The sequence below is a fragment of the Curtobacterium sp. MCPF17_011 genome (genome assembly GCF_003234145.1).
Lineage (GTDB): Bacteria > Actinomycetota > Actinomycetes > Actinomycetales > Microbacteriaceae > Curtobacterium.
The window spans coordinates 1-16221 of record NZ_QKSK01000007.1; the positions used below are offsets into that span (position 1 = coordinate 1).

A 16221-nucleotide genomic window follows, 5' to 3' on the forward strand; every position below is an offset into this window, starting at 1 on the left:
GCCCCGACGCCCACCCCGAAGTCCGCACTGACCCCGCCGACCGGGAAGACCTGGTTCGGCCCCGACCTCGACTGGGGCTCCGACGCCCCCGACGGCTACGAGGGCCGGCTCGACGCGATCCCGTCGATGTACGGGGTCGAGATCGCCTACCCGGTCGATCGGCGGGCCGAGGAGCAGTTCCTCCGCTCCACCCGGGCGGCCGCCGCGCAGGGCGCCGTGCTCGTCGTCAGCCTGGTGCCGGACCAGTCCCTCCGATCACTGACCAAGGCCGACGCCGGACGCGCGAACACCCTGTTCGAGCAGGCCCACCGGCAGTACGACACCCAGCTCCTGGTCCGCTTCGCCCCGCAGATGAACGGCACGTGGGTGCGGTGGGGGCAGCAGCCGACGCAGTTCGTGCGGGCCTTCCGGACCGTGGCGCGGCAGGTGCACACAGGGAACTCGGACGCCCGCATGGTGTGGTCGCCCTCCTACGGTGCCGGCTACCCGTTCGGCTCGTCGGCCGGCCGCCTGGCGGACCTGTCGGCGACGGACACCGAGAAGCTCGACACGAACGGTGACGGCCAGATCACCGCGGCCGACGACCCCTACGAGCCGTACTGGCCCGGGGCGTCGTCCGTCGACTGGGTCGGCCTGTCCATGTTCTACTTCGGCAAGGGCAAGGCCACCGAGGCAGCGGGTCGCGACGTCCCGCTGACGAGCAACGACGTGCCGGCGTCCGACGAGGTCGCGCAGCGCTTCGCCGAGCGCTGGGGCTACGACCGGCAGCAGCCCGGCTCGTTCGTCGACCGGTTCGCCGTCGAACGTGATCGCCCGATGCTGCTGGACACCGGCGCGCTCTACGACCACTCACTCGGCGGTGCCGGCGAGCTGCAGGTGAAGCAGGGCTGGTGGCGGCAGGTCATCGCCGAGGTGCGGAAGACCCCCGAGATCCGCGGGGTCACGTTCATCGAGGCGAACCGCCGTGAACCGGAGGCCGGCAACCGTGTGGCCGACTGGCGCTTCGCGAAGGCCCCGGGCACCGCGGGTTCGTTCCGCACGGACCTGCAGGGCGCCGACCAGTTCGTCTTCGGCCCGGTCACCGACCGGGTGACCCCGCAGCAGGGCGCTGCCGCGACGAACCAGCAGCTCGACACCGGCGGCGACCAGATGGCGTGGATCGTCTGGCTGGCGGCAGGGCTCGCGCTCGTGTTCGTCCTGAGCGGTCTGGTCGGACGGTTCGTGCCGAGCTGGCGGTACCCGGACGACGGCAAACCGGGGCGTGACCTGCGCCTGGACCTGTTCCGCGGCTTCATCATCCTGGCGGTGGTGATCACGCACATCGAGGTCTCCGGCCCGTACTCGTATTTGACGCTGCACGCGGTCGGCGCGATCACCGGCGCCGAGATGTTCGTGTTCCTCTCCGGCATGGTGCTCGGCATGGTCTACCCCCTGGGCGTCGCCCGCTTCGGCGAGTGGGCGTCCGCGGTCGGCGCCTGGAAGCGTGCCCGCAAGCAGTACGTCGTCACGCTCGTGGTGATCCTCATCGTCTTCGCGTTGAGCTTCGTCCCGCTGCTCGACACCGACGCGATCACGACGTTCACCGACCGCGGCACCGGCCTCGACGGGGTGCAGGCAGAGGGACGCGTCTACGACCTGTACCCGAACGCGATGCAGCTGTTGGCGTACCCGCCGCCCTGGTACGCGATCCGGCAGTTCCTGCTGCTCGAGATGGGCCCGTGGCCGTTCAACATCATGGGTCTGTTCGTGGTGCTCAGCCTGTTCATCCCGGTGTTCATGTGGGTGATCCGCCGCGGGTACTGGTGGGCGCTGCTCGTCGTCAGTTGGGCGCTCTACGTCTTCCAGGCGGTGCACCCCGAGTTCAAGCCGCTCAACGCGCAGTTCGACGCGGTGTTCCCGCTGCTGACCTGGCAGGTGGTGTTCACCCACGGCCTGGTGCTCGGCTACTACCGACGCCAGATCACCCGGGCGCTGACCGGACGGCTCGGCAAGGTGCTCATCGGCGTGCTGGTCTGCGGGTACGCGGCGTTCCTGGTCTACGTGTGGGCGGGCGACCGGTTCGCGTTCACCCCGGCACCGTTCCCCGCGACCATGTACCAGGACCTCTACAACACCGCGTACCAGCGTGTGGACCTGCAGTGGGGTCGCCTGATCGACATCGCCTTCTTCGCGATCGTCTCGTACGCGATCCTCACCGTGTTCTGGAAGCCGGTGAACGCGGTCATCGGGTGGCTGTGGATCCCGCTTGGGCAGGCCAGTCTCTACGTCTTCGTGTGGCAGGTGTTCTTCGCGCTGGTGATCGCGTCACTGCCCCTCGACTACGGCAACGTCTGGATCGGCACCGCCGTCCACACCGCGCTCATCCTGCTCAGCTGGTACATGGTGCGGCGGAAGTTCCTGTTCTCCGTCATCCCGCGCTGACGGTCCGACCGCAGGGCGGCGACGGAACGGACGGGAGGCCCGTCACCAGCTGGTGACGGGCCTCCCGTCCGTCGTCCGCCCCGTCCGCCGGGTCGCGCCGTCAGTCCCCGTACTGCCGCGTGAGCTCCCGACGCAGCACCTTCCCGCTCGGACCGATCGGCAGCACGTCGACCACGTGGTAGACCCGCGGGTACTTGAACGAGGCGACGCGGTCGCGCACGAACGCGTCGAGCGCGTCGGACCCCGCCGCGCCGTCGCGGAGGACCACGGCCGCGTGCACCTCCTGCCCGTGCACCGGGTGGTCGACGCCGAACACCGCGGCCGAGGCGACGTCCTCGTGCCGGTGCAGCACCGCCTCGATCTCGGACGGGTGGACGTTGTACCCGTTCCGCAGGATGAGGTCCTTCTTGCGGTCGACGATGCTGACGTACCCGTCGTCGCTCAGGACGCCGATGTCGCCGGTGCGCAGGTACCCGTCGGCCATCGCGGCCTCGGTGGACTCGGGGTCGTCGAGGTAGCCGAGGAACAGGTTGTGCCCCCGGACCACGATCTCGCCCGGTTCACCGACCGGCACCGGCACGATGCGTCCCTCGACCTCGGCGTCCGCCACGACGACGTCGACACCCCACACGGCGGGACCGACGCTGCCGGCCCGGCTCGGGACGCCGCGTGGGTTCACCGAGATGACCGGAGAGGTCTCGGTCATGCCGTAACCCTCCTGGATCGGCGCCCGGAAGGTCGACTCGAAGCGTTCCAGCACGGCGGCGGGCAGGGCGGCGCCGCCGGAGACGCACCAGCGGAACGGCGGTCGGGCGTCGTGCTGCTCGGCTGCCCCGAGGAGCGCGATGAACATCGTCGGGACGCCGAGGAACGCGGTCACCTGCTGGTCGGTGCACAGCTGCAGCGCGGTGGCCGCGTCGAAGCGGGGGAGCAGCACGATCGTCGCTCCGCGGCGGAGCGTGGTGTTCATCACGACCGTCTGCCCGAACGTGTGGAACAGCGGGAGGCCGCCGAAGACGACGTCCTCCTCGCGCAGGTCGAACACGTCGATGATGCAGACGTTGACCTGCTCGACGAGGGCGAAGTGCGACCCGACGGCACCCTTGGGCTGCCCGGTCGTGCCGCTGGTGAACAGGATGGTGGCGGGGTCGAGCGGGTTCGTCGCGACGACGGCGTCGAGCGGCTCGCCCTCCGACGCCAGCGCGGTCAGCGAGAGGACGTCGTCGCCGGCCCCGACGCCGACGACGAGTGCACCGGTCTCGGCGGCCGCGGGGCCGGCCTCGCCGAGCACCGAGCCGGCGGCGACGAGCACGCGGGCGCCGGAGCGGCCGAGGACGTGGGTGATCTCCTCGCGCTTGAACAGCAGGTGGATCGGGACGACGACGGCGCCCATCGCGAGGACGGCGAAGTACGCCACCAGGAACTCGGGCACGTTCGGCAGCATCACCGCGACCCGGTCGCCGCGCTCGACTCCGCGGGCGCGGAGGCCACCGGCGGTCGCGCGGACCCGCTCCCAGAGCTCGCCGTAGGTCAGTTCGTGGACGCCGTCCGGCATCGCGGTGAGGACGGCGGTCTTGCCGGGGTGCCGTCGTGCGCCCTCGGCCACGATCGTGGCGACGTTCAGTGTTCCCGGTCCGGTGGTGCTGGTGGACATCGTGCCCCTCTTCGTCGATGCGGGCGTCGTCGCCCTCGTTCGCGCCGCTGGTGAGACGACGCTGCGCGGTCGTCGGGTCCGACCGCCCTCCCGACGCTACCCAGCACGGGCGGTCCGCATGCAGCCCCCGTTCGGCGGACAGGGCGCCGTACCCGGGTCGCACCACGACGGACGGGAGGCCCGCGGCGATCCCGCCACGGGCCTCCCGTCCGTCCTGGTGTGCGCTGGTGCGCGACGCTCAGCGCGACCCGATGGGCGTGGGATCCACCGGGTCCGGCGGCACCGGCAGGGAGCCGCGGATCTGGTTCTGCGCCTGGCAGTCGCTCGTGCAGTTCGTCGCGCCGGCGCTGAGTTCGACGGCGTCCTCGCCGAGCACCCCACCGAGACGGCCGCCGGGCTGCACCGTCCAGGTGGTGGTCGTCGCCGTCTGCGAGGTCTTCGTGGCGACCTGCGGGCTGTCCTTGCCGAGCAGCATCTGGTGCGCGTCGCTGCCGGCGGTCACGGCGGCGGTGCCGTCGCCGAAGTTGACCTTGCCGGTGTACGGGTTGACGAAGTAGAACAGTCCGGCACCGAGCGTGTGGGTGAAGGTGACGGGACCGGCGAACTCGGTCTCCATCTGGAAGATCCCGCCCTGCGCGCCGTCCTTCGCCTGGATCTTGAACTTGCCGGCGCCGGTGCTGAAGATCGCGACGAGGGTGTCGTCGCGGACCTCGAGTGACGACAGCCGGGTGCCGGCGAGCTGCGCGGCGGTGAGCGAGGGCACCTTCGACGCGAACACGACCGTCGGCTTCGTGACCATCCGCTGCGAGTCGGGCGCACCGGTCAGCGTGTAGTCGTACACGCCGAGGTCGGCGAGCCGGATGTCGAAGCCGTTGTGCTTGCCGCGGACCGCGATGGTGCCCGAGACGGCGGTGTCCCGGAGCTTGTAGTCCTTGCCGACGGCGGGGTTCGTGGTGGTGCCGTTGACCGTGACGGCGTAGTCGCCGCCGGTCGAGGTCTTGCCGGACGCCTGTGCCGGGGCGACCCCGACGAGGGCGACCGCGGCGACGGTGGCGGCGGCGAGGGCCGCCGCGAGGAGCGTGGTCGTCCCGCCGGTACGGCCGGTACGGCCGGTGCGGTGGTCGGTGGTGGTGGGCATGGTGTGCCTCCTGTGCGGGGCGGTTCGAGAGTCCGGACCGGTTCGATGTGCGGGGCGGTTCGACCCCTCGGCACGATCGTCGCCGTTCCACCACACGGGCACCATCGGACCTTGGTACTAGTACCCGTGGTCCCGCGCCCAGAGCGCCGCGGTCGTGCGGTCCGCCACCTGGAGTCGTCGGAAGACGCTGCCGACGTGCACCTTGACCGTCCGTTCGGCGATCCCCAGCTCGGACGCGATCTGCCGGTTCGACAGCCCGCGGGCCAGGCGGACGAGGACCTCCCGCTCGCGCGGCGACAGCACCGGCCCGGACGTGGCGGGTGCGGCGTGCGGATCGCGCACTGCTTCCGCCGCGGGCAGCAGGCTCCGGGCGACCCGTGGGTCGATCGGCACCTCGTCGCGCGCGGTCGCCCGCACCGCCCGTACGACGTCGTCCGGGGTGGCGTCCTTGAGCAGGTAGCCGGTCGCCCCCGCAGCCAGCGCGGCCCGGACCCGGGCGTCGTCGGCGAAGGTCGTCAGCACGAGCACCCGGGCGGACGGCAGACCCACGTGCAGGCTCGCGGTCGCGACCACGCCGCCGGCACCGGGCATCGACAGGTCCATCACCACCACGTCGGGACGGAGCGCGAGCGCCTGGTCGACGGCGTCCTCACCGGTCGCGGCCTCACCGACCACCTCGCAGTCGTCGGTCGTGTCGAGGACCGCACGGAGACCACCGCGGACCAGGGCGTGGTCGTCGACGATCAGCACCCTCACCATCCGGACTCCCTCCCGGCGGGGACCGCGAGCTCCCAGGTGGTGCCGGCACCCGGGGCGGTCCGGAGCAACAGCGAGCCGTCGGCGTCCTCGGCGATCTGGCGGAGCAGGGTGGTGCCGAGGTGACCGCTGCGTCGTGACCGGAGCACGGCCTCCGCGTCGAAGCCGACCCCGTCGTCGGACACGCGGACGACGAGCTCGTCGTCCCGTCGGTCGACATGCACCCGGACGGTGGTCGCACGCGCGTGCCGGACGGCGTTCGCGACGGCCTCGCGGACGAAGCGCACGGCGGCGAGCAGCGCCGGGGGAGCGGCCGGGACGGTCGCGGGCACGTCGAGTCGCACCGCGAGACCGGCCGCGCGCCCGCGGGCGGTCGCGTCGTCGAGCGCTGCGCGGAGCCCGTCGCGGTCGGGGGCCGCCGGTTGGATCGCGGACATGGACGACCGCAGGGCCGACACCGCGGACCGCAGCGTCGTCGCGGACTCCTCGAGCACCGTGGCACCGGGTCCGGGCATGCTCCGGGCGGCGGCACCGAGGCCGAGCGCGAGTCCGGCGATGTCCTGCACCGGACCGTCGTGCAGGTCGGCGGCGAGACGGCGGCGCTCGGCGGTCTCGGCATCGAGGGCCCGGACGAGCAACCGCTCCCGGTCGTGTTGGCCGGAGCGCAGCCGCAGCAGCAGCCACAGCACGACGGGCAGCAGCAGTGCGATGCCGACGCCGACGGTGCCGAACGCCAGCGTGGCGAACGCCGAACGGAGCGAGGCCGCGCTGCCGAGGACGGCGTCGTACGGGTAGTACACCTCGAGCAGCAGCGCGTCGCCGGAGGGCACGTGCACCGCCTGGTAAGCCTCGAGGAGCGGCCCCTGCCCCCGTTCGTACCGGTTCTCCGGCGCGGTCAGGTCGGACACCTCGGCGTCGGAGCGGTCGGACTCGAGCGCCTCGAGGTCGTCCTCGGACAGTGCGAACCGCTGCCCGACCAGGCGGGGTTCGTCGGACCACAGGACGGTGCCGTCCGCGGCCCAGAGCTTCACGCGGACTGCACCGGTCGCGGCGGTCACGGCCCGCACGGCGCGGTCCAGCCGGTCGGCGGCAGCACGACGGTCGGCGGCGGACGCCCCCGGGTCGGCCACGGCGTCGAGCAGCGCCGGTTCCACGACCGCGCGGGCGACGGCGGCGGTGTCGTCGGTCGCGTCCGCGACGGCGAACCCTTCCGCCGTGCGCTGCGAGACGAGCGTGCCGACCGTCGCCACGGCCGCACCACCGAGCAGGGCCGCGAGGACCACGCCCACCAGCACCCGTCGCCACGGTACCGACCGGGCCGGGCGGCGACGCAGGTCGCGTCGGACGACGAGCACGGCGTCGTCGCCGTACTCGGAGTCGAGGGTTCGTAGTCCGGGCACAGGGTCACCGTAACCCGCGCCCGAGCGTCCCCGGACGTGACGGGAGGCCCGTGGCGATCCCGCCACGGGCCTCCCGTCGAGGTGTCGACGTCGCTGCGTCAGCGCTGCTTCGTCGTCGCCACGAAGAGGTCGTCGAACAGCCCCTGGTCCTCCGTGGGCTGCTCGCCGTGCTTCCAGCGACGGCGCAGACGGCGGATGGTGGTGATGCGCACCGGATCGACGCCCGGCTCGGTCTCGTACAGGCCCATGGTGTCCCTTCCCGTCGGCGGTGACCCCCGTGCGAGGGGTCCTGATCGTGTCCGACGGTACGGCCGCGTTCGGAGCCACGCCCGGACAAGTAGGTCGAGAAGTTACCCATCCGCGTTGCATGGACAATTCGCCCGGGTGCGAACCGAGTGGCCCATAACCTGCCTTACGACGTGGGCGGCACCCCGCCGTCGAGCGCCCCGACGATGCGGTCGACGATGCGGACGAGGCGTCGGCGCTCTCGTTCCGAGAAGGAGGACAGGAGTTCGTGCAACTGCTCGTTGGTGCCGTCCAGCGCCGCTGCGAACACCTGCTCCTGGCCGGGCGTCAGCTCGATGAACCGGCTCCGACCGTCCTCCGGGTTCGGGACGCGCTGCAGGATCCCCTGACGTTCCAGCCGGTCGATCACGCCCGTCACCGCGGGCCCCGTGAGGCCGAGGTGCGACGTCAGGTCCTTCACCCGGACCGAGCGGTCGCCGCTCCTCGCTCGCCAGACGTACTGCAGGACCGACAGGTCCGTGCCGGAGACACCGGTGCGGTCGCGAAGGCGGTTCCGCAACGCGGCCGAGGCATGCTCCAGACGGGTCAGGGCACCCATGACGTCGAGGTCACTCACCGGATGCCCTCCTCGGTGCGTCGCGGCACACCGGAGTGGGGACCGGCGTGCTCGCCGCAAGGGTATCCAGATACCGCTGGTCTCGAGCACAGCGTGGTGACGACGTGAGCGAGTCGCTCGCTCCGGAACCCCGGGAGACCCGGGAGCCGGCCGGACGGGAGGCGCCCGCCGACACCGCGGTGCCGGTGCGGTTCGAGGTGGCCGGCTCCGACCCCGACGCCGCCGTCCGCGACCTCGCCGGCATCTACTCCGGCAAGCAGTGGCTGTCACGACGGACCGAGGGGGAGTACTCCTACCGCTACACGGCGATCGGCGACTCCGAGGTGTCGATGCGCCGGTCCACCATGAACGGCTTCCTCCGCGGCGCGTCGGCACCCGGAGACGACCTGGTGATGAGCTGGCTCACCGCGGGCTCCGGCACGCCGGACGTCCTCCGTGACCGGGTCGCCCTGCGTGTCGGAGTGCCGATGCTCTTCCCGGCGCACCGCGACGTCGTCTTCGTGGCCACCGACTACGACCAGCAGCTCGTCCACCTCGACCGTGGGTTCGTCCGGGAGGTCGCCGCCGAACGCTTCGACGTGGGCACGCGTGAGATGCGCTTCGACCACCTGCGGCCCGCGGACAGCCTGATCGTGCGGCACTGGCGGGACTCCCTCGGTGCCCTGGCCCGCGCACTGCGGGAGGGCGGGACCGGCTCCCTGGTCTGGCACGAGGCGAAGCGGCAGACCGTCGACGCCTTCCTGCGGGTCGTCCCGCCGCAGCTCGACCAGCTGCCCGCGGAACTGCTGCACCCGCGGCAGGCGAAGCTCCGAGCCGCCGTCGAGCACATCCACGCGCATGCCGACGACCCGATCACGATCACCGAGCTGGCGCAGGTCGCGGGGCTCAGCGTCCGCAGCGTGCAGGAGGCGTTCCGGCGCACCTTCGGGGTGTCGCCGCTGAGCTACCTGCGGCAGGTGCGGCTGGACCGGGTGCACGAGGAGCTGCTCGCGCTCGACCCCAGGACGGTCTCGGTCGGGCAGGTCGCCACCCGCTGGGGTTTCGCGCACCTCGGACGGTTCTCGGCGTCCTACGCGGAGCGGTTCGGCGAGTACCCGAAGCAGACGCTGCGGCGCTGAGGCGCGCCTGCCGGACGCCCGGAGGCGCTACGGTTCCGCCATGACCGGTACGCCGATGACCGCCGAGGCACCGCCGACCCCGCTCCGGCGTCGAGCGCTGGTGTCGTGGGCGCTCTGGGACTGGGGCTCCGCCGCCTTCAACGCCGTCGTCACGACGTTCGTGTTCAGCACGTACCTGGCCAGCCGGGCGTTCGTCGACCCGGCACTCGTCGCCGCCGAGGACTCGTCGTCCGCCGCGGCCGCCGCCGTCGAGCGCGAACTCGCGCACAACGCCGCGATCGTCTCCACGGCGCTGACGATCGCCGGGATCGTCGTCGCCCTCGTCGCGCCGGCGATCGGCCGGCTCGCGGACACGTCCGGCCACCGGAAGCGCTCGGTGCTCATCGCCACGATCGGCATCGTCCTGTCGATCGTCGGCATGGTCTTCGTCGCGCCCGAGCAGCCGTACCTCGTGCTCGGGGCGGCCCTCATCGGCATCGGCACCGTCGCCTACGAGATCGCCTGCGTCGGCTACAACGCCATGATCGGCCAGGTCGCCACCGGGCCGAAGACCGGCCGCGTCTCCGCGATCGGCTGGGCCGCCGGGTACTTCGGCGGCATCGTGCTGCTCATCGTGCTGCTGCTGCTCTGCATCCAGGACTTCGGCGTCACCGGCAAGGGTGGCCTCCTGCAGTTGCCCGCGACCGTCGCGACCGGGCAGTGGGACGTCCGTGTCGCGATCGGCATCGCCGCCGTCTGGCTCGCCGTCAGCTCGATCCCGCTGTTCGTCGTCGTCCCGGAGGCGCCCGCCGACCCCGACCGCCGCGCGTCGATCTGGTCCGCCTACGCCGACCTCGGCCGCGACGTCGCCCGGCTCTGGCGCACCCGGCGGAACGTGCTGGCCTTCCTGCTCGCCAGCGCGGTGTTCCGCGACGGCGTCGGCGCGGTGTTCACCTTCGGCGGCATCATCGCCGCGCAGGTGTTCGGCTTCAGTCCGTCCGGCGTCATCATGTTCGCGATCGTGGCGAACGTCGTCGCCGGCATCTCCACCGTGGTCTCCGGACGGCTCGACGACCGCTTCGGGTCCCGGCCGCTCATCATGGTGTCGCTCGTCGGCCTGTCGGTGTTCGGCACCGCGGTGCTCTTCGCCGGGTCCGCGCAGGCGTCGTTCTGGGTGCTCGGTCTCGGGCTCTGCATGTTCGTCGGGCCGGTGCAGTCGTCCTCCCGGGCGTACCTGGCGAAGCTGGCGACGCCCGGCCGCGAGGGGGAGCTGTTCGGCCTGTACGCCACCACCGGGCGGGCGGCGTCGTTCATCGCGCCGGCGCTCTTCGGGGTCGCGGTGACGATCGGCGGCTCGACGCGGTACGGGATCCTCGGCGTCGTCGTGGTGCTCATCGCCGGACTCGTGCTCATGGCCTTCGTCCGCGACGAGTCCGCAGCGCCCGCCGCCTGACGCGCGGGACCTGCCGCCCCGCCCCCTTGCGGCCGCGCCGCGCCGCGCCTCCCCGCGCCCCTCTGCGGCTGCGCCGCGCTCTGCCTCCCCGCGGCCGAGCGGTCACGACACCCCGCTCACTTCCGCCGAGGTGTCGCGATCCGTCCCTCTCGCGCGCCCAGAGCGACGCATCGTGGCCTCTCGACGTGGGGCAGCCGGGGGTGTCACGGTGGCCGGCGGGCGGGAGGCGCGGTGCCGGACGCGGGGCGTGCCTCCCGTCCGGGGGCTGCCACGGTCGCGCGACACCCCGTTCACTTCCGCCGAGGGGTCGCGATCCGTCTCTCTCGGGCGCCCACAGCGACACATTGCGGCCTCTCGGCGTCGGGCAGCCGGGAGTGTCGCGGCGGCCGGTGGCCGGCGGGCGGGAGGCGCGGTGCCGGACGCGGGGCGTGCCTCCCGTCCGGGGGCTGCCACGGTCGCGCGACACCCCGCTCAGTTCCGCCGAGGTGTCGCGATCCGTCTCTCTCGGGCGCCCAGAGCGACACATTGCGGCCTCTCGACGCCCCGCGCCCGCGCGCGTCGACGCCCAGCGCCCGCCCGGCCAGTACGCCCGCCCGCCTGTCCGCATGCCGCTCCGCCCTCCGTCGCCGCGGAGACCCCCGCGCGTAGCGTCCGCCCGGACGACCCACGAGGAGGAACCCATGAAGGCAGTTGTCTGGCACGGCATCGGCGACATCCGGCTCGACGAGGTTCCGGAGCCCACCATCCAGGACCCGCACGACGCGATCGTGCACATCACCCGTTCCGCGATCTGCGGCACCGACCTGCACTTCGTGCGCGGCACCATGGCCCCGATGGTCGAGGGCACGATCCTCGGGCACGAGGCCGTCGGCGTCGTCTCCCAGGTCGGCGACGCCGTCCGCGGCTTCAGCCCGGGCGACCGCGTCGTCATCAACTCGACCATCTCCTGCGGCGCCTGCCGGTACTGCCGCATGGGCCAGACCGCGCAGTGCGACGTCGCGAACCCGAACGGACCGCAGGCGGGCACGAGCTTCTTCGGCGGCCCGCAGTCCACCGGCCCCGTCGACGGACTGCAGGCCGAGTACGTCCGCGTGCCGTGGGCACAGAACACCATGCACCCGCTGCCGGAGAACGTCAGCGACGAGCAGGCGATCCTGCTCTCGGACATCTTCCCGACCGGCTGGTTCGGCGCCGAGCTCGCCGGCGTCCGCCGCGGCGACGTCGTCGTGGTGTTCGGGGCGGGCATCGTCGGCCAGTTCGCGGCCGCGTCCGCCTACAAGCAGGGCGCCGGCCGCGTCATCGTGGTCGACGGGCACGAGACCCGGCTCGCCGCGGCACTCGCGCAGCACTGCGAGGTCGTGGACTACAACCGGGAGGACCCGGTCCAGGCGATCATGGACCTCACCAACGGCATCGGTGCCGACGCGGTCATCGACGCGGTCGGCGTGGACGCGGAACGCCCGAAGCACGGCCCGGCCGCCGTGTCGGACGAGCAGGCTGCCGCGTTCGACGCCGAGGTGCAGCAGGTCGCTCCGGACGCCTCACCCGACGGGTTCGGCGACCAGCAGCAGTGGAAGCCCGGCGACGGGCCGTCGCAGGTCGCGCAGTGGGCGGTCGCCTCGGTGGCCAAGTACGGCCGGATCGGGATCATCGGCGTCTACGGCCCGACCGCGCAGTCCTACCCGATCGGCGAGGCGATGAACAAGAACCTCACCATCCGCATGGGCAACTGCGACCACCACTCGGTCACGCCGCCGCTCATCGACATGGTCGCGGCCGGGCAGTTCGACCCGACGGCGCTCATCACCGAGCACGAGGGCATCGGCTCCGCCATCGAGGCCTACGAGGCGTTCGACCGCCGCGAGCCCGGCTGGATCAAGGTGGAGCTGACGGACTTGACCGCCTGACGGTGGTGCCGGCCTGGAGGCCCGGTGCCGGTCCGACGGGCCGGCACCGGGCCTCCCGTGGTCCGGCCGCGACAGCCGGTGCGTGGCTCGGCGGCTCGGTGCGGCTTCCCCTGCACCGATGCGGTTCTCCGCGCAGTTGCCCACACATCGGCGCGACGGTCGGCCGCGGCCGGGGCAGTGCGCCAGGATGGGACGCATGACCGACCAGCGGATCGCCGTCGTCGTCCTCGCCGCCGGGCAGGGCACACGCATGAAGTCCTCGCTCCCCAAGGTGCTGCACCGGCTCGCCGGCCTGCCCCTCATCGCCCACGTGCTCCGGACCGCGGAGTCGCTGTCTCCGGAGCACGTCGCTGTCGTGGTGCGGCACGAGCGCGACCGCGTCGCTGCCGAGATCACCGAGCGAGCCCCCGACGCCCTCCTGGTGGACCAGGACGACGTCCCGGGGACCGGGCGTGCGGTCGAGGTCGCGGTGGACGCGCTCCCCGCCGACTTCGACGGTGTCGTCGTGGTGCTCTCCGGCGACGTCCCGTTGCTCGACGCGCAGAGCCTGCGCACCCTCGTCAACGCCCACGGCGGTGGTGGCCACGGCGCCACCTTCGTCAGTGCGATCGCTCCCGATCCGACCGGACTCGGGCGGATCGTGCGCGATGCCGACGGGTCGTTCGCCGGGGTCGTCGAGCACAAGGACGCCACACCGGAGCAGCTGCAGATCACCGAGGCCAACGCCGGCATCTACGCCTTCGACGTCACCGAGCTGCGCGCCGTGCTGCCGTCCCTGACGACCGAGAACGCCCAGGGTGAGAAGTACATCACCGACGTCCCGGCACTCATCGCCGCCCGCGGTGGCCGGGTGGACGTCGTCACGCTGACCGACCCGTGGCTCGTCGCCGGCGTCAACGACCGCGCGCAGCTGTCCGACGCGGCGCGGGAGCTCAACGCCCGGATCGTCCGCCGGCACCAGCTGGCCGGGGTCAGCGTGCAGGACCCCGCCTCGACGTGGATCGACCTCGACGTCACGATCGAACCCGATGCCGAACTGCTGCCCGACACCCAGCTCCTCGGTGCGACGGCGATCGCCACCGGCGCCGTCGTCGGGCCTGGCACCACGCTGCGGGACACCGAGGTCGGGGCGGGCGCCACCGTGAACCGGGTCGACGCCACCCTCGCGGTCATCGGGGAGGGCGCCTCGGTCGGACCCTTCGCCTACCTGCGGCCCGGCACGATCCTGGGCGAGCGGGGCAAGATCGGGACCTTCGTCGAGACGAAGAACGCCGTGATCGGCCGCGGCAGCAAGGTGCCGCACCTGTCCTACATCGGCGACACCGAGGTCGGCGAGGACTCCAACATCGGCGCGAACACCATCACGGCGAACTACGACGGCGTCCACAAGCACCGCACCGTCATCGGCTCCGACGTCCGGACCGGGTCGCACAACGTGTTCGTCGCCCCGGTTAGGATTGGTGACGGGGCGTACACCGGTGCAGGCACGACCGTCCGCAAGGACGTGCCGGCCGGGTCGCTCGCGATCAGCTACGCCCCACAGCGCAACACCGAGGGATGGGTCGAGGAGAACCGACCCGGTACCCCGGCGGCCGAGTCCGCTCGGCGTGCGCGAGGCGAATGACACCTTCGACGGTCCCCGCGGCCGTCAGCGGTGGGCCCCGACCGGAGCCCAGGACATCGGCCCCGGCGGGTCAGATCGGCCCCTCCACGGGGTCAGGGAGTGAGCACCACACGTGTCCGGAATCAAGACAACCGGCCAGAAGCGACTCGTCCTGGTCGCAGGGCGAGCGCACCCGGAACTGTCGAAGTCGATCGCGGAAGAGCTCGGTGTCGACCTCGTCCCGACCGACGCCCGGACCTTCGCCAACGGTGAGCTCTACGCCCGCTTCGACGAGTCGGTCCGCGGCTGCGACGCCTTCGTCATCCAGTCGCACACCGCGCCGATCAACGAGTGGCTCATGGAGCAGCTCATCATGGTCGACGCCCTGAAGCGTGCTTCCGCCAAGCGCATCACGGTCGTCGCGCCGTTCTACCCGTACGCCCGGCAGGACAAGAAGGGCCGTGGCCGCGAGCCGATCTCGGCCCGTCTGGTCGCCGACCTGTTCAAGGCCGCCGGCGCGCACCGCATCATGAGTGTGGACCTGCACGCCCCGCAGATCCAGGGCTTCTTCGACGGCCCGGTCGACCACCTGTTCGCGATGCCGGTGCTCCTCGAGCGCTTCCGCGAGATGCTCGACCCCGAGACGCTGACCGTCGTCTCGCCCGACATGGGTCGCGTGCGCGTCGCCGACATCTGGTCGGAGAAGCTCGGGGCGCCGCTGGCGATCATCCACAAGCGTCGCGACCCGCTCGTCCCGAACCAGGTCTCCGTGCACGAGATCGTCGGTGACGTCTCCGGTCGCTGGTGCCTGCTCGTCGACGACCTGATCGACACCGGCCGCACCATCGCCAAGGCGGCCGAGGCCCTCAAGGCCAGCGGGGCCAAGGGCGTCGTCGTCGCAGCCACCCATGCGGTGTTCTCCGACCCGGCGACCGAGCTGCTGCAGAGCGAGTTCATCGACCGCGTCGTCGTCACGGACACGCTGCCGGTCCCGCACGAGAAGCGTTGGGACAAGCTCGAGGTCCTGCCGATCGCACCGCTCATCGCCCGCGCCATCCACGAGGTCTTCGACGACGGCTCGGTGACGTCGATGTTCGACGGCGCCGCCTGAGTCCTCCGACGCAGCCGTGGCACTGACTCCGCGGGACGCCCTCGCCGCCCGACTCCGCGCGGCGGGGAGCGTCTTCGCCGAGGACGAGGCCGACCTGCTGCTCGCTGCCGGCGACGGCGACCCGACCCGGCTCCGCGGGCTGCTGCAGCGGCGCCTCGCGGGGGAGCCGCTCGAGTACGTCCTGGGCTGGGCGGCGTTCGACGGGCACCGGGTCCGCGTGACACCCGGGGTGTTCGTGCCGCGGGCTCGGACCCGGGTCGTCGTCACCGAAGCCGCCCGACGCCTGCACCGGTACGACCGCGTCGTCGACCTCTGCTGCGGTGCCGGCGCGATCGGCATGGCGCTGCTGGAACGGATCGGCGCGCTCGACCTCGTCGCGTCCGACATCGACCCGGACGCCACCGACGTGGCAGCGGAGAACCTCGGCGACCGGGGGATCGTCGTGACGGGTGACCTCTTCGCACCGCTGCCGACCCGGTTCCACGGCCAGGTCGACGTGCTCACCGTGAACGCCCCCTACGTGCCGACCGACGCCATCGGCACCATGCCGCCGGAGGCCCGGGACCACGAACACCGGGTCGCCCTCGACGGCGGCGCGGACGGCCTCGACGTGCACCGGCGGATCGCTGCCGGTGCGGCTTCGTGGCTGCGGCCCGGCGGGGCCGTCGTCATCGAGGTGTCGGGAGCGCAGGCGCCGGTGTCCGCGGGCCTCTTCCGTGCGGCCGGCTTCGCGGCCGAACTCGCCCGCGACGACGAGGTCGACGGCACTTGCGTGGTCGCGACCCTCCCCGCCGCCTGACGACTGCGGGCCGGAACGCC

Annotated in this window: 13 protein-coding genes; 7 read left to right on the forward strand and 6 right to left on the reverse strand. The window is 72.4% G+C overall.

Annotation, left to right across the window (positions count from 1 at the left end; all coding sequences use genetic code 11):
• A partial coding sequence (gene opgC / locus DEJ25_RS10095) for an OpgC domain-containing protein (protein WP_111044608.1) occupies positions 1–2421 on the forward strand: 2421 nt, incomplete at its 5' end.
• Between the two features lie 100 nt (positions 2422–2521).
• Here opgC and DEJ25_RS10100 read toward each other — a convergent pair.
• From DEJ25_RS10100 to DEJ25_RS10120, 6 genes are all read right to left on the reverse strand, one after another.
• Positions 2522–4075: an AMP-binding protein gene (locus DEJ25_RS10100; RefSeq protein ID WP_111044609.1), complete on the reverse strand. Its 1554-nt coding sequence runs from the start codon at positions 4073–4075 to the stop codon at positions 2522–2524.
• Between the two features lie 238 nt (positions 4076–4313).
• Positions 4314–5213 carry a hypothetical protein gene (locus tag DEJ25_RS16690; protein WP_181427406.1) on the reverse strand — a complete coding sequence of 300 codons (900 nt, stop codon included), beginning with the start codon at positions 5211–5213 and terminating at the stop codon, positions 4314–4316.
• A gap of 117 nt (positions 5214–5330) precedes the next feature.
• Entirely contained in the window at positions 5331–5972 is a 642-nt protein-coding gene (locus tag DEJ25_RS10110; RefSeq protein ID WP_111044610.1) for a response regulator transcription factor, read from the reverse strand.
• Positions 5966–7369: a sensor histidine kinase gene (locus DEJ25_RS10115; RefSeq protein ID WP_181427407.1), complete on the reverse strand. Its 1404-nt coding sequence runs from the start codon at positions 7367–7369 to the stop codon at positions 5966–5968. The genes DEJ25_RS10110 and DEJ25_RS10115 overlap by 7 nt, the downstream gene beginning before the upstream one ends.
• A gap of 98 nt (positions 7370–7467) precedes the next feature.
• Positions 7468–7617 carry a hypothetical protein gene (locus DEJ25_RS16695; RefSeq protein ID WP_181421545.1) on the reverse strand — a complete coding sequence of 50 codons (150 nt, stop codon included), beginning with the start codon at positions 7615–7617 and terminating at the stop codon, positions 7468–7470.
• A gap of 164 nt (positions 7618–7781) precedes the next feature.
• Entirely contained in the window at positions 7782–8231 is a 450-nt protein-coding gene (locus DEJ25_RS10120; RefSeq protein WP_111044612.1) for a MarR family winged helix-turn-helix transcriptional regulator, read from the reverse strand.
• A 104-nt stretch (positions 8232–8335) separates the two neighbouring features.
• Between DEJ25_RS10120 and DEJ25_RS10125 the strand changes: the two genes are divergently transcribed.
• The 6 genes from DEJ25_RS10125 to DEJ25_RS10150 all read left to right on the forward strand — a co-directional run bounded on the left by DEJ25_RS10125 (position 8336) and on the right by DEJ25_RS10150 (position 16201).
• On the forward strand, positions 8336–9349 hold the full coding sequence (locus DEJ25_RS10125) for a helix-turn-helix transcriptional regulator (RefSeq protein ID WP_110903370.1): 1014 nt from the start codon (positions 8336–8338) through the stop codon (positions 9347–9349).
• A gap of 40 nt (positions 9350–9389) precedes the next feature.
• Positions 9390–10781: an MFS transporter gene (locus tag DEJ25_RS10130; protein ID WP_258366471.1), complete on the forward strand. Its 1392-nt coding sequence runs from the start codon at positions 9390–9392 to the stop codon at positions 10779–10781.
• A gap of 680 nt (positions 10782–11461) precedes the next feature.
• Positions 11462–12688: an alcohol dehydrogenase catalytic domain-containing protein gene (locus DEJ25_RS10135; protein WP_111044613.1), complete on the forward strand. Its 1227-nt coding sequence runs from the start codon at positions 11462–11464 to the stop codon at positions 12686–12688.
• A gap of 196 nt (positions 12689–12884) precedes the next feature.
• Positions 12885–14312, forward strand: a complete 1428-nt coding sequence (gene glmU, locus DEJ25_RS10140; protein WP_110903368.1) for a bifunctional UDP-N-acetylglucosamine diphosphorylase/glucosamine-1-phosphate N-acetyltransferase GlmU — start codon at positions 12885–12887, stop codon at positions 14310–14312.
• A 112-nt stretch (positions 14313–14424) separates the two neighbouring features.
• A complete protein-coding gene (locus DEJ25_RS10145) occupies positions 14425–15402 on the forward strand; it encodes a ribose-phosphate diphosphokinase (protein WP_110903367.1) in 978 nt (325 codons plus the stop codon).
• A 16-nt stretch (positions 15403–15418) separates the two neighbouring features.
• A complete protein-coding gene (locus DEJ25_RS10150; RefSeq protein ID WP_258366141.1) occupies positions 15419–16201 on the forward strand; it encodes a putative protein N(5)-glutamine methyltransferase in 783 nt (260 codons plus the stop codon).
• Positions 16202–16221: the final 20 nt, after the last annotated feature.

Excerpts from the sequence above, each read along its gene's own strand:
- DEJ25_RS16690 (WP_181427406.1), bottom strand. The coding sequence starts at position 5,213 with ATGCCCACCACCACCGACCACCGCACCGGCCGTACCGGCCGTACCGGC.
- DEJ25_RS10130 (WP_258366471.1), top strand. The coding sequence starts at position 9,390 with ATGACCGGTACGCCGATGACCGCCGAGGCACCGCCGACCCCGCTCCGG.
- DEJ25_RS10135 (WP_111044613.1), top strand. The coding sequence starts at position 11,462 with ATGAAGGCAGTTGTCTGGCACGGCATCGGCGACATCCGGCTCGACGAG.
- DEJ25_RS10100 (WP_111044609.1), bottom strand. The coding sequence starts at position 4,075 with ATGTCCACCAGCACCACCGGACCGGGAACACTGAACGTCGCCACGATC.
- DEJ25_RS10110 (WP_111044610.1), bottom strand. The coding sequence starts at position 5,972 with ATGGTGAGGGTGCTGATCGTCGACGACCACGCCCTGGTCCGCGGTGGT.
- glmU (WP_110903368.1), top strand. The coding sequence starts at position 12,885 with ATGACCGACCAGCGGATCGCCGTCGTCGTCCTCGCCGCCGGGCAGGGC.
- DEJ25_RS16695 (WP_181421545.1), bottom strand. The coding sequence starts at position 7,617 with ATGGGCCTGTACGAGACCGAGCCGGGCGTCGATCCGGTGCGCATCACC.